At 71.5% G+C, this 12500-nt stretch carries 12 protein-coding genes; 5 read left to right on the top strand and 7 right to left on the bottom strand.

Going from position 1 to position 12500, the window contains the following annotated elements:
* Positions 1–43: 43 nt before the first annotated feature.
* Positions 44–790 (bottom strand): ferritin-like fold-containing protein, encoded by a 747-nt coding sequence (locus ACZ5NW_RS16935; RefSeq protein ID WP_468744606.1) that lies wholly within the window; start codon positions 788–790, stop codon positions 44–46.
* Between the two features lie 511 nt (positions 791–1301).
* Between ACZ5NW_RS16935 and ACZ5NW_RS16930 the strand changes: the two genes are divergently transcribed.
* Both ACZ5NW_RS16930 and ACZ5NW_RS16925 read left to right on the top strand, forming a co-directional pair.
* On the top strand, positions 1302–3959 hold the full coding sequence (locus tag ACZ5NW_RS16930) for a DEAD/DEAH box helicase (RefSeq protein ID WP_468744605.1): 2658 nt from the start codon (positions 1302–1304) through the stop codon (positions 3957–3959).
* A 163-nt stretch (positions 3960–4122) separates the two neighbouring features.
* Positions 4123–5001 carry an alpha/beta fold hydrolase gene (locus ACZ5NW_RS16925; RefSeq protein WP_468744604.1) on the top strand — a complete coding sequence of 293 codons (879 nt, stop codon included), beginning with the start codon at positions 4123–4125 and terminating at the stop codon, positions 4999–5001.
* A 10-nt stretch (positions 5002–5011) separates the two neighbouring features.
* On the opposite strand, the gene ACZ5NW_RS16920 is transcribed toward ACZ5NW_RS16925, so the two are convergent.
* Positions 5012–5905 carry an NYN domain-containing protein gene (locus ACZ5NW_RS16920; RefSeq protein ID WP_468744603.1) on the bottom strand — a complete coding sequence of 298 codons (894 nt, stop codon included), beginning with the start codon at positions 5903–5905 and terminating at the stop codon, positions 5012–5014.
* A gap of 203 nt (positions 5906–6108) precedes the next feature.
* Here ACZ5NW_RS16920 and ACZ5NW_RS16915 point away from each other — a divergent pair, with 203 nt between their 5' ends.
* Positions 6109–6261, top strand: a complete 153-nt coding sequence (locus ACZ5NW_RS16915) for a hypothetical protein (RefSeq protein WP_388209616.1) — start codon at positions 6109–6111, stop codon at positions 6259–6261.
* A gap of 106 nt (positions 6262–6367) precedes the next feature.
* Here the strand turns inward: ACZ5NW_RS16915 and ACZ5NW_RS16910 are convergent, their stop codons facing one another.
* The 4 genes from ACZ5NW_RS16910 to ACZ5NW_RS16895 form a co-directional block, all read right to left on the bottom strand.
* Positions 6368–6973: a MarC family protein gene (locus ACZ5NW_RS16910; RefSeq protein ID WP_468744602.1), complete on the bottom strand. Its 606-nt coding sequence runs from the start codon at positions 6971–6973 to the stop codon at positions 6368–6370.
* 53 nt (positions 6974–7026) lie between these two features.
* Complete coding sequence (locus ACZ5NW_RS16905; protein WP_468744601.1) at positions 7027–7884, bottom strand: PHP domain-containing protein; 858 nt, start codon at positions 7882–7884, stop codon at positions 7027–7029.
* A 134-nt stretch (positions 7885–8018) separates the two neighbouring features.
* Entirely contained in the window at positions 8019–8660 is a 642-nt protein-coding gene (locus ACZ5NW_RS16900; RefSeq protein ID WP_468744600.1) for a DUF6758 family protein, read from the bottom strand.
* Positions 8661–8909: 249 nt separating this feature from the next.
* Complete coding sequence (locus ACZ5NW_RS16895) at positions 8910–9494, bottom strand: suppressor of fused domain protein (RefSeq protein WP_468744599.1); 585 nt, start codon at positions 9492–9494, stop codon at positions 8910–8912.
* 443 nt (positions 9495–9937) lie between these two features.
* On the opposite strand from ACZ5NW_RS16895, the gene ACZ5NW_RS16890 reads away from it, so the two are divergent.
* Entirely contained in the window at positions 9938–11062 is a 1125-nt protein-coding gene (locus ACZ5NW_RS16890; RefSeq protein WP_468744598.1) for a magnesium and cobalt transport protein CorA, read from the top strand.
* A gap of 23 nt (positions 11063–11085) precedes the next feature.
* Positions 11086–11601: a hypothetical protein gene (locus ACZ5NW_RS16885; protein ID WP_468744597.1), complete on the top strand. Its 516-nt coding sequence runs from the start codon at positions 11086–11088 to the stop codon at positions 11599–11601.
* On the opposite strand, the gene ACZ5NW_RS16880 is transcribed toward ACZ5NW_RS16885, so the two are convergent.
* Positions 11602–12357, bottom strand: coding sequence for a hypothetical protein (locus tag ACZ5NW_RS16880; RefSeq protein WP_468745087.1), 756 nt, complete (start codon positions 12355–12357; stop codon positions 11602–11604).
* Positions 12358–12500 lie beyond the last annotated feature (143 nt).

The raw sequence follows: 12500 nt of genomic DNA, 5'->3' as shown, positions 1-12500 counted from the left end.
GCGAGAAGGCCGCGCACCCCGGGCAACCACCCCGAACGAAGCGCTAGGCCGCCAACCCCAGCGCAGCCATCCGCTTGGTGTGCGCCTCAGTGATCCGCGAGAACATCCGCCCCACCTCGGCGAGATCGAACCCGTCGGCCACGCCCCCCACGAGCATGGTCGACAGCGCATCCCGGTCGGCGACGACCCGCTGCGACTGTGACAGGGCCTCCCCCATCAGCCGCCGCGCCCACAGCGCGAGCCGCCCGCCCACGCGCGGGTCGGCGTCGATGGCCGCCCGCACCCGCTCCACGGCGAAGCCCGCGTGCCCGGTGTCGTCGAGCACGGCCAGCACCAGCGCGCGCGTGTCGGAATCCAGCCGGACCGCGACCTCCCGGTAGAAGTCGCTCGCGATCGAGTCACCGACGTAGGCCTTCACAAGGCCCTCCAGCCAGTCCGACGGCGCGGTCTGCCGGTGGAAGCCGTCGAGCGCCGCGACGAACGGCTCCATGGCGCCCGTCGGCTCCTCCCCGATCTCCGTGAGCCGGTCGCGCAGCCGCTCGAAGTGGTGGAACTCGGCCGACGCCATCTTCGCCAGCTCCGCCTTGTCCTCCAGGGTGGGCGCCAGCTTGGCGTCCTCCGCGAGCCGCTCGAAGGCCGCGAGCTCGCCGTACGCGAGGGCGCCCAGCAGGTCCACGACGGCGGCACGGTACTGCGGGTCGGCGGAGGCCGTGGCCCAGTCCTGGGCCGCGATACCGGTGGCGGGCCGCTCGTCGTTCCCGGGCTTGTCAGAGGTCGTCATGAAGCGCACAATAGCCCGCCTTCCGCGCGGGGGAAGTCCCTGGTCAATCAGTGTGACCACGACGACGCGCGGGACTGTGACGACCACAACGTGACCGAATCGGCCATCGCATGTGCGGGATTCCGGGGTATGGTGGTAATGCGCCTGCTGGGTACCTAGCCGTATCCCGACAGGCCGCACGTATGAGGATGCCCGGTCGGTGGCCCGATCGGCTCCGACCCGACAGCCCTCCTGGTCGTCCGTACAGCTCAACGCGTACGAACTCAGAGGGACACCCTCAGCGGTGAGAGCGCTAGAGCGTCGGCAGAGGTCCCGTGTCATACGGCTTGCCCGAGTGGGTCGACCGTAAGGCAGCCGACGTCCCCGGCACGGTCCGTCAACGACCCCCGCGCTCGCCTCGCACCGCGCACACAGAAGAGGCAGCACCCTGACTACGACGTTCAGAGATCTCGGAATCCTCCCCGAGACCGCCGAGGCCCTTGAGGCCGTCGGCATCACCACCCCCTTCCCCATCCAGGAGATGACGCTCCCCGTGGCCCTCTCGGGCACGGATGTCATCGGCCAGGCCAAGACCGGCACCGGCAAGACCCTCGGCTTCGGACTCCCGCTCCTGGAGCGCGTGACCGTCCCCGCCGACGTGGAGGCCGGACGCGCCGCTCCCGAGGCCCTCACCGACGCCCCGCAGGCGCTCGTCGTCGTCCCCACGCGCGAGCTGTGCACGCAGGTGACCAACGACCTGCTGACCGCCGGCAAGGTGCGCAATGTGCGCGTTCTCGCCATCTACGGCGGCCGGGCCTACGAGCCCCAGGTCGAGGCCCTCAAGAAGGGCGTCGACGTGATCGTCGGCACCCCGGGCCGGCTGCTGGACCTCGCGGGCCAGAAGAAGCTCGACCTCAAGCACATCAAGGCCCTCGTCCTCGACGAGGCCGACGAGATGCTCGACCTGGGCTTCCTGCCCGACGTCGAGAAGATCATCGACATGCTGCCGGCCAGGCGGCAGACCATGCTGTTCTCGGCGACCATGCCGGGCGCGGTCATCGGCCTGGCGCGCCGCTACATGTCGCAGCCGACGCACATCCGCGCCACCGCGCCGGACGACGAGGGCGCGACCGTCGCGAACATCAAGCAGTTCGTGTACCGCGCGCACTCCATGGACAAGCCGGAGATGGTCGCGCGCATCCTGCAGGCCGAGGGCCGCGGGCTGGCGATGATCTTCTGCCGCACCAAGCGCACGGCGGCGGACATCGCCGAGCAGCTCCAGCGGCGCGGCTTCGCCTCGGGCGCGGTCCACGGCGACCTCGGCCAGGGCGCCCGCGAGCAGGCGCTGCGCGCCTTCCGCAACGGCAAGGTGGACGTGCTGGTGTGCACCGACGTCGCCGCGCGCGGCATCGACGTCGAGGGCGTCACCCACGTCATCAACTACCAGTCCCCCGAAGAGGAGAAGACGTACCTGCACCGCATCGGCCGTACGGGCCGCGCGGGCGCGAAGGGTACGGCGATCACCCTCGTCGACTGGGACGACATCCCGCGCTGGCAGCTGATCAACAAGGCGCTGAAGCTGGACTTCAACGACCCGGTCGAGACGTACTCCACCTCCCCGCACCTCTTCGAGGAGCTGGACATCCCCGCGGGCACCAAGGGTGTCCTGCCGCGCTCGGAGCGCACGCGCGCCGGGCTCGACGCGGAGGAGCTGGAGGACCTCGGTGAGCCGGGCAGCCGCGCTAGCCGTGGCCGTACGCGCGGCGGACGGGGCGACTCCGGCACCGCCGAGCGCGAGCGCCCGTCCCGCACCCCGCGCAGCCGCCGTCGTACGCGCAACGGTTCGCCCGTCGACGCGACGCCGGACTCGGCCGAGCGGACGGAGACCGGCCCCGCGGCCGGGCAGGCACCCGCGGTCGACGAGGCCGGACCGCGTACGCCGCGCCGTCGCCGTCGCACCCGCGGCGGATCGTCCGCCCCGGCCGCCGCTACGACGGCTGCCGCGCCGGAGACGGCTCAGGCCGCCGTGGAGACGGCGGAGGGCCCTGCGGCGCTGGACACCCGTCCGGAAGCCCCGGAGACCGGCATCGAGACCCCGTCGAAGCCGCGCCGCCGCCGCACGCGCCGGAACGCCGAGTCGACGCCGGTGACCGCCGAGACGGCCCCGGTGACGGTGGTCGAGCCGCAGCCGCAGGCCGCGGAGGCCGTCGAGCCCGCCATTGCTGCCACGCCGCGCCGCCGTACGCGCAAGGCGACCGCGGCGGAGACGGCGGTGGACACGGCCGAGGCGACGGAAGCCAAGCCGCGCCGCACCCGCAAGGCCACGGAGCCGGTCGTGGAGCCGGCTGTGGAGCCCGCCGAGGTCGCGGAGACCAAGCCGCGTCGGACCCGCAAGGCCGCGGCGCCGGTCGTCGAGGCGGTCGAGGCCGTCGAGGTGACGGAGTCGAAGCCGCGCCGGACCCGGAAGGCCGCCGAGGCCGCGGTGGACACCGCCGAGGCCGTGGAGACCAAGCCGCGCCGCACGCGCAAGGCCGCGGCGCCGGTCGTGGAGGCCGCTGAGGCCGCCGCCGAGGCCGCGCCGCGCCGCACCCGGAAGACCGCGGCCGCCAAGGCCGAGGCCGCCGTCGACACGGCCGAGGGCACGGAGGCCAAGCCGCGCCGGACCCGCAAGGCGACGGCCGCGGTGGTGGACGCACCCGAGGGCACGGAAGCGGCGGAGGTCAAGCCGCGTCGTACGCGCAAGACGGCCGCCGCCGAGGTCGCGGTGGACACCGCCGAGGGCACGGAGGCCAAGCCGCGTCGCACGCGGAAGACGGCCGCCGCCGCCCCGGACGCCGGCGAGGCCACGGAGACCAAGCCGCGCCGGACCCGTAAGGCCACGGCTGCGGAACCGGTCGTGGAGGCCGCTGAGGCCGCCGCCGAGGTCAAGCCCCGTCGCACGCGGAAGACCACGGCCGCCAAGGCCGAGGCCGCCGTCGACACGGCCGAGGGCACGGAGGCCAAGCCGCGCCGCACCCGCAAGGCCACGGCCACCGCGGCAACGGCAGTCGAGGCGCCGGAGACCGCCGAGGCGAAGCCGCGCCGCACGCGCAAGACGGCCGCCGCCGCCGAGGCTCCGGCCGACGCGGCCGAGGTGAAGCCGAGGGTTCGGCGTACGCGGAAGGCGACGGCCGCCGCCGAAGCCCCCGCAGAGAGCTGATCCTCTCCGCACCACCCACCCGACGGCCCGGCCCCGCACCCACGCGGGACCGGGCCGCCGGCGTTTCCTCACCCGCCCGGGCAAACTCGGCCGTCGGCCGTCAGCCTGCCCCGTCCGACCGCCTCCTCCCCCACGCACACCCCCACCCGATACCCTCCCTCCCGTGACCAGGCCGACCTTCCCCCCGCCCCCCGGTGCCCACGCGTACGCCCTGCGTACCGCGCGTGGGGAGTTCGCCGTCGTCGACGCGCCCGTGCGCGACGGAGTGCCGGTGAGGGGGGTGGCGATGCTGCTGCCGGGGTTCACCTCCAGCAAGGAGGACTTCCAGCTGCTGCACGGGCCCCTTGCCGCGCGCGGGTATCGGACCATCGCCGTGGACGGGCGGGGGCAGAACGAGTCGGACGGCCCCGAGTACGACGAAGCCCCCTACGCGCAGGCGGAGTTGGCGTTGGACGTGCTCGCGCAGGCGGCCTCGGTCGGCACGCCGGTGCATCTGGTGGGCCACTCCCTGGGGGGCCAGATCGCCCGGGCGGCCGTGCTGCTGGACCACTCCCCGTTCCGCTCCTTCACCCTGATGGCGTCGGGACCGGCCCGCGTCTCCGAGTCGCAGCAGGCCCGGGTGAAGCTGCTGCACGACGTGCTCGCCGTGATGACCATGGCGGAGGTGTGGCAGGCGATCCTGGCGATGGGGCCGCCGGAGGAGGTCGGCGGTCCGGCCCGGGGTTTCGGGCAGCTGGAGCAGCTGCGGCAGCGGTGGGTGAACCACAAGCCCGCCCAACTGCTCGCCACCGGACGCCAGTTGTGTGTGGAGCCGGACCGGGTCGATGAACTCGCCGCCGTTCCGCTGCCGTTCCACGTGCTGTCGGGCGCCATCGACGACGCCTGGCCGGTGCCGGTCCTCGACGAGATGGCGATGCGGCTGCGCGCGCACCGGACGGTCGTCCCCGGGGCCGAGCACTCACCGAACCTCGACCAGCCCCTGGCCGCCGCCCACGCCCTCGCCGATTTCTGGGACAAGCAGGACGGCGACGACTGGGAGTAGGGGCCAGGTACTAGTACTGCGTCTGCAGGTGTTCCCAAAAGCCGTCGCGGAGGGCGCGCCTGAGGTCCGCCTGGCCGCGCAGTGAGTACTGGAGAAGGCCCTCCGCCTCCACCAGCAGGTCCTGGTCGACCGAACCGGGCAGGTAGGGGTGGCCGGGCAGCAGGTCGCCCAGGGACTGCCGGCCGCGCGCCGCGAGCCACTTTGCGGCGATCTGCGCGCCCACGAACCGTACGTCCTCGCGGCTCGGCCGGGCCGCCGTCGACTCGTAGGCCGCCGGGGTGCGCCGGGAGACGTACGGCTTGAAGAAGTCGAGGTCGAGGGTGCGCTGGCTGTCGACCTCCCAGAGGAGGGGTTCCGCCTGGTTGCGGCCCTCCGGCGCCTCGATGCCCCAGAGGTGGACGCGCGCCCCGTACCCCTGTGCCGCCTCGACCGCCGAGACCAGATCCTCGTCGCCGCCGAGCAGGGCCGCGTCGCTGATGGCGCGGTGCCGGGCCAGGGACTCCAGGTCGCTGCGGATCAGCGAATCGACGCCCTTCTGCTGGTTGTTGGCGTTGAGATTGCCGAGGCGGACCTTCACATCGGGGAGTTCGGCGATGGACTGCTGCTCGGCGGTGTGGATGCGGCGGCGGGCGCCGTCGTACCAGTAGACCCTCAGCAGCCGGCTGTCGGCGAAGATCGAGCGGGCCCGGTCGATGAGCGCCTCGATCAGACCCTCGGCGTCGAGGTCGAAGGCGCGCCGGTCCTCCGTGCCGGCGACCAGCCGGCCCGCGGCCGCGTACAGATAGCCCGCGTCGACGAAGATCGCATGGGTCGAGGGTGTCTTGGCCACCTCGGCGAGCATGCGGTTCAGGAGCTCGTTCGTGCGGTCGATGCGGGCGGCGAGGGCCGCGAGGTCGTCGTTCATCGCCTCCATTGTCCCGGCGGTCACGCTGCGAACACAACCGGTTCCGATCGGTCCCAGGCCCAGTCCCGGGCAACCTCTTACTCGCTAGTAATTAGTCGTTCGAAAAATTTCTTTAGCGTAGGGAATGTTTGTAACACACAGACCGTTGACTCCTCATGTACAGCAATCCTCGTCAGGAGGATGACCAGACGAAGGGAGAAGCCATGCGCTTCGAAATCATGCGACTCGACGACGTCGACGGCACGCCCGTGGACACCACCGTCGTGGACGCCGCCTCCGTCAACCGGATCGTTCAGCAGGCCGCCGCCATAGGTCAGCGGCTGTGGATCCGCCCCGCCGAGAGCACGGCCTCGTAACAGGCGCGGGCCACCGCAGATGCTTCGGAGCCCCCGCCCGGCAGTGACGCCGGGCGGGGGTTCCGCGCTGATACGCCCGGAGCCTGCCCCAGCTGCCCCGGCTGTCCTAGCTGCCCTGGATCACCTGGGTCACGCCGTTGATGATCTGCTGGACGGCGATCGCCGACAGCATCATGCCCGCGAGCCGTGTCACCAGCACCACGCCGCCGTCCTTGATGACCCGGATGATCAGCAGCGAGTAGCGCATGACCAGCCACAGCACCACATGGATGGCGAGGATCGCCGTCCACACCGAGAACTGCGTGGCGACGGAGTCCGCCTTCTGCACGGCCAGGATGACGGACACGATGGCGCCCGGACCGGCCAGCAGCGGCATGCCCAGCGGCACGAGCGCCACGTTCACGTCCTTGGTCTGCTTCGGCTCGTCGGTCTTGCCGGTGAGCAGGTCCAGGGCGATGAGCAGAAGCAGCAGCCCGCCCGCGATCATCAGGGCGGGTACGGAGACGTGCAGGTAGTTGAGGATCTGGTGGCCCAGGAGCCCGAAGACGGTGATCACACCGCCCGCCACGCAGACGGCCTGGAAGGCCATCCGCTTCTGCACCTTGCCGGGACGCCCGGCGGTCAGCGCGAGGAAGATCGGGGTGATCCCCGGGGGATCCATGATGACAAAAAGGGTCAGGAAGAGAGAGCCGAAGACGGCGACGTCGAACATGGGTGTACTGGCCTTGCTGAAAAGTGAGGAAGGGTGAGCGCGCGGGAGGAGCCTCAGGCCCCGCCGGCCCCCGGCACCGGAAACGCGCCCGTGGCCCGACGTGTGATCTCGCCGTACACCTCGGGGTCGGTCGTGTACTCGCCGAGTGCGACGGCCTTGCGGCTGCCGTGATAGTCGGAGGATCCCGTCACCAACAGACCCAGCTCGCCGGCGAGACCGCGCAGCCGCGCCCGGGTCTCCGGGTCGTGGTCCATGTGGTCGACCTCGATACCGTCCAGGCCGGCGGCGGCCATCTCGGCGATCGCGGACTCCGGCACCGTACGACCGCGCTTGCTGGCCGCCGGGTGCGCGAACACGGTGACCCCGCCCGCGCCCTTGACCAGCCGGATCGCCTCGAACGGATCGGTCTCGTGCTTCTCGACATAGGCCCGGCCGCCGTCGGCGAGCCAGTCCTCGGTGAAGGCGTCGCTCACGCTCGGCACCACGCCCAGTTCGACGAGCGCGGTGGCGACATGCGGCCGCCCCACGGAGCCGTCGCCCGCGATCCGCGCGACCTGTTCCCAGGTGACGGGCACGCCGAGCGCCTGGAGCTTGGCGACCATCCCGCGGGCCCGCGGCACCCGGTCGTCCCGCACCAGCTCCCGCTCGGCGAGCAGGGCCGGCTCCTCGGGATCGAAGAGGTAGGCCAGCATGTGCATCGAGATGCCGTCGAGACGACAGGACAGCTCGGCGCCGGTGACCAGGGTGAGTCCGGCGGGCAGCGCGGCGATGGCCTCGCCGTACCCCCGGGTGGTGTCGTGGTCCGTCAGGGCGACGACGTCCAGGCCGGCAGCGGCGGCGTGCCGCACCAGCTCGGCGGGGGTGTCCGTACCGTCGGAGGCCGTGGAGTGACAGTGCAGATCGATGCGCACGACGCGGACTCCAGGCGACGGGGACGGAAGGGGACGCTCAAGGATAACCGGATTTTCCCGCACCCCTTGTCACACCCGCAGAGCGTGAGCGCCCCCTACATCCGTAGATCGCGAGTGCCCCCGCGTGTACGGACCTACGGCTTGAGCAACCGCGGTGAGAGCGCCCCGCACGGGACCAGCTCGATCTCGGCGCCGGCGTCCCGCAGATCCGTGAGCACCAGCTCGTCGTAGAGGAGCAGTCCCGATGTCTCGGGCCATGTCACGGCCCACAGCCACAGCCCCAGCGCCTCCCCGGCGAAGACGGCCCGGTCGTCGGGTGTGCCGGAGACATGCCAGAGCGGAGTCGGCCGCCCGGCGGCGAGCACCTTGGCCTGCGGGGGTTTCTCCACGTTCAGATACGGCCCGGGGTCGGGTCCGTCGATGCCGGCGTACCGCGCGCCGAGGCCCACGCCGAGCTCCTCGGCCACCAGGATCATCTCGCCCATGCCGCCCAGCGGCCCGGGCCCGGAACAGGCCACCGCCGTGGCCCGCCCTCCGCTGCGGTCGTCCCCGGCGCACGCCACGCCCGTGAACAGCCAGCCCACCGGCAGCGGCCACGGCATCCACACCGGAACCTGGGTACGGGCCACGACGACACCGAGGGCCTCGACACTCGGCGGTATCACGGGCTGCAGCGGATGCACCGTCCCGTGCACATCGCACTGCCACGTATCGGCGAAGAGGCCGGGAGCCCTGACCCGGCCACCACACTTCGGGCAACTGGGTTCGCCCCTCATAGCGCTCCACGGTCCTACCCGTTCCGCGCCACGTCAAGGACGATCACCCGTCCGGACGGAACCAACTCGGATCGACGCGACGAGCGGCCGCAAACCCCTCCGGCGCGCCCCTTCCGCTCCCCCGGCGCGACCCTTCCGGTCCCCCGGCGCGCCCCTTCCGCTCCTCCGTCGGGGACGGCGGCACCGAATGCGCCAACTACCGCGCGGGCGCCGTGAGTTTGCTCACCCCGCTCACCCCGCTCACCCCGCTCAGCCCAGCGCGACCGAGGAGCGGGCCGGGTCCCTGAGGTCCGTCCCGTTCGTCAGCCACCGCTCCTGGAGCGCCTGCGCGCCGTGCACCCGCTTCCAGGCGGCCTCGTTCGGCGTCATCGGCAGCAGCGGCAGGAACCGTACGGGCTCCATCGGCTCGTCCAGTTCCAGGTCCTCGACGAGTCCGCCCGGCTCGGCGACCAGAACCGAGGTGAAGGGAGCCCCCGGCCACAGCGGCTCACCCACGTCGAGGGAGGCGCCCGGTGCCACGACAACACCCTCGACCTGCGGGGACGCGGCAAGAACGGCGAGTGGGCGGAGCACCTTGTCGGTGTCGGCGAGACCGCCGCGCACCGAGAGGACGAACTCCACGCGCGGCCCCTTGACGGGGTCGGCGAACATCGCCGTGGGGTCCGTCATGGGGTGCGCGGACATGCCGAGCGTGGCGTAGCGGACGATGTCGCCCTCGTGGAAGCGGAGCACCTCGATGCGGTCGGTGCCCAGGAAGGTGACCGCGGCACGCGCGTCCGGTTCGCCCAGCGCCGAACGCAACCGGGCCTCGACCAGAGGAAGAACATCTGCCATGCCGCGAGCATAGAACTCGTCAGTAGCGGGCAAAGCAGCGCCTTGACACTTCAGTCGGCTGATACTCTTGCCCGGTGGTTCGGGGCAGCACGCATCGGCGTCGCGATCTAGCCCCGACGCCGAAGGAACTCCCTTACGAGGGACCGGCCGGAGGAGGTGGGGCTGTCATGGATCGAAGTCACCCGTGCAGTACCACTCGCTCTTCCGCCTGTTGAGTCAGCCGCTCTGGTCCTGGCTTCTCCGCCTTTCGCGCGCATCTTCACCCGGAAGAGCACTTCGTTTCGATTTGCCTGATCTCAGTCAGTAGCGAAGCTCGCCACCGCGACGGTGCGGTGCTCCCCGCTTTGTGGACGTGCCAAACATCCGCTGATCGGACGTCCCCATTCCGGGTAGTTCCACCCGTTGTGGCGGTCTTTCTTTGCTCGTCGCGAAGGAGCCCTGCCATGTCGATGATCCGCGACCTGCGTGCCGTGGTCCGCCCCTCCCGTCCCTCGCTGCGCAAGCACACCAGCGGCTACGACACCACCTTCGAGCCCGTCTGCGACCCCGCGTCCTCGGCCGTCGTCGACTGCGCCGTCTACCGGGACGGCGCGCGGGTGGCCACCGACAAGCCGCTCACCCCGCAGGAGGCGATGCGCCGGGTGCGGCGCGACGGCGGCTTCGTCTGGATCGGCCTGCACGAGCCCACCGAGGCCGAATTCGCCGGTATCGCCGGGGAGTTCGGGCTGCACCCGCTGGCCGTGGAGGACGCCGTCCAGGCCCACCAGCGGCCCAAGCTGGAGCGCTACGACGACTCGCTGTTCACCGTCTTCAAGACCGTGCACTACGTCGAGCACGACGAACTGACGGCCACCAGCGAGGTCGTCGAGACCGGCGAGGTCATGTGCTTCACCGGACGGGACTTCTTCATCACCGTCCGGCACGGCGGCCAGGGTTCCCTGCGCGCCCTGCGGCACCGGCTCCAGGACGACCCCGAACTGCTCGCCAAGGGCCCGTCGGCCGTGCTGCACGCCATCGCCGACCATGTCGTCGACGGCTACATCGCGGTCGCCGACGCCCTCCAGGACGACATCGACGACGTGGAGACCGACGTCTTCTCGCCGGGCCGCAAGGGCACCCCGCGCGGCACCGACGCCGGCCGGATCTACCAGCTCAAGCGGGAGATCCTGGAGTTCAAGCGGGCGGTGTCGCCGCTGCTGCGGCCCATGCAGCTGCTCAGCGAGCGGCCGATGCGGCTGATCGACCCCGACATCCAGAAGTACTTCCGGGACGTCGCCGACCATGTCGCGCGCGTGCACGAGCAGGTCATCGGCTTCGACGAACTGCTCAACTCGATCCTCCAGGCCAACCTGGCGCAGGCGTCCGTCGCGCAGAACGAGGACATGCGCAAGATCACGTCCTGGGCGGCCATCATCGCCGTACCGACGATGGTGTGCGGGGTCTACGGCATGAACTTCGACTACATGCCGGAGCTGCACGCGAAGTACGGCTACCCCGTGGTCATGTCGGTCATGGTGGGCCTGTGTGTCGGCATCCACCGCACGCTGAAGCGCAACGGCTGGCTCTGAGCGCGCCTGGATAGGCTGGCGCCATGACTAGCGAGCTGCTCGACCAGGCCCTCGTCGAGGAGGCCACCAAGAAGTCCGGCCTCATCTGGGTCCAGGGTCCCGGCGTCCCGGCCCGGGCGCTGTGGCACGCGTGGCACGAGGGCGCGGCGTGCGTCGTGGGCGACGGCCCGGGCGAGCAGCCGCTGCCGGGGCTCGCGGACGGGGCCGAGGCCGAGGTGACGGTCCGCAGCAAGGACAAGGGCGGCCGGCTGGTCTCCTGGACCGCGCGGGTCGTGGCTCTGGAGCCCGGTTCCGAGGCGTGGGACGCGGCGGTCGGCGAGCTGAAGGGCAAGCGGCTGAACGCGCCCGACGGCGAGGCGATGACCGGGCGGTGGGCGCGCGAGTGCCGGGTGCTGCGCCTGGAGCCGACCGGGACGACGCTGCCGCTGCCCGACGGGAACCTGGCGGCGCGACCGCTGCCGTCGCCGGCGACGACCCGTCAACCGGCCCCGGCCGGGCTGCCGAAGCTGCTCCTCAGGAAGAAGAAGCGGCGGAGGTAGTCAGGACGCCGGCAGCTGCTTGCCGTAGTCCACGGTCTCGCCCTTCGCCGGTTCCTTCAGGGCGAAGTCCTTGCCCCACGCCGAGAAGGTGAGCGTGCCGGCGCCGCCCGCCCGCACCAGGCGCAGGGGGTACGGCTCGCCCTCCAGGGAGACGTCCAGGGTGCCGCCGGATCCGTCGTCGCCGGTGATGCGGATCGTGCGGGTACCCGACTGCTCGTGATGCCCGTCCGTCTTCAGGGTGCCGTGCAGAGTGATCAGGCTGTCGAGGAGGAGGTTCTTGTCCGTGAAACCGCTGAACTTCTTGTACGACGGGTCCCCCGCCGGCACCTTCACGTACTTGCCGTCGAGCTTGTCGGCTGCGGCCGTGTCCGAGCCGTTGTCGTCGGAGGAGTCGTCCTTGCCGTCGGGGTGGTTCCAGAATCCCGCGTCGGCCTTCAGATACAGCTGGTCGCCGATCCGCAGCAGATGGAAGGTGGTCCCCTCCGAGGTGACCGAGCCGGTGCCGCCGTTCGCCTTCAGCCGCATGTCGAGCCGGTAGGTGTGACCGCTGGTGACGACGGTCCCGGCGAGGCGTACCGCGTCCACGGAGCCGGCCGCCGCCCTCGTCTTCGACTGGATCTGCCCGGCGGGCAGCTTCCCCACGCCGTTGGTGCCCTCGTCCGGGTCCCCTCCGCAGCCCGTCAGCCCGAGTCCCGTCACGACCAGCGCGCACACGGCGCTCACCAGCACGGTCCGGCGCGTACGGCCCTGGGGCATCGCAGTCACGTCAGGGGGCTGCCTTTCTGCGGGGGTGTGCTGAGCGGCGCGTACCGCAGCGTACCGGGATGCGAGATCGAGAACGGAGCCAGTCCGTCCGGACCGCCCACCAGGGCGTCTCCGATCGGGACGGGCTAGCCTGA

It is taken from the genome of Streptomyces sp. NPDC032126 (assembly GCF_055580085.1).
This window is presented reverse-complemented; position numbering and strand designations above follow the sequence as displayed.

Coding starts and splice junctions, on each gene's coding strand:
- ACZ5NW_RS16895 (WP_468744599.1), bottom strand. CDS start 9,494: ATGGCAGATGTTCTTCCTCTGGTCGAGGCCCGGTTGCGTTCGGCGCTG.
- ACZ5NW_RS16885 (WP_468744597.1), top strand. CDS start 11,086: ATGACTAGCGAGCTGCTCGACCAGGCCCTCGTCGAGGAGGCCACCAAG.
- ACZ5NW_RS16910 (WP_468744602.1), bottom strand. CDS start 6,973: ATGTTCGACGTCGCCGTCTTCGGCTCTCTCTTCCTGACCCTTTTTGTC.
- ACZ5NW_RS16900 (WP_468744600.1), bottom strand. CDS start 8,660: ATGAGGGGCGAACCCAGTTGCCCGAAGTGTGGTGGCCGGGTCAGGGCT.
- ACZ5NW_RS16930 (WP_468744605.1), top strand. CDS start 1,302: ATGACGCTCCCCGTGGCCCTCTCGGGCACGGATGTCATCGGCCAGGCC.
- ACZ5NW_RS16920 (WP_468744603.1), bottom strand. CDS start 5,905: ATGAACGACGACCTCGCGGCCCTCGCCGCCCGCATCGACCGCACGAAC.
- ACZ5NW_RS16880 (WP_468745087.1), bottom strand. CDS start 12,357: ATGCCCCAGGGCCGTACGCGCCGGACCGTGCTGGTGAGCGCCGTGTGC.
- ACZ5NW_RS16890 (WP_468744598.1), top strand. CDS start 9,938: ATGTCGATGATCCGCGACCTGCGTGCCGTGGTCCGCCCCTCCCGTCCC.
- ACZ5NW_RS16915 (WP_388209616.1), top strand. CDS start 6,109: ATGCGCTTCGAAATCATGCGACTCGACGACGTCGACGGCACGCCCGTG.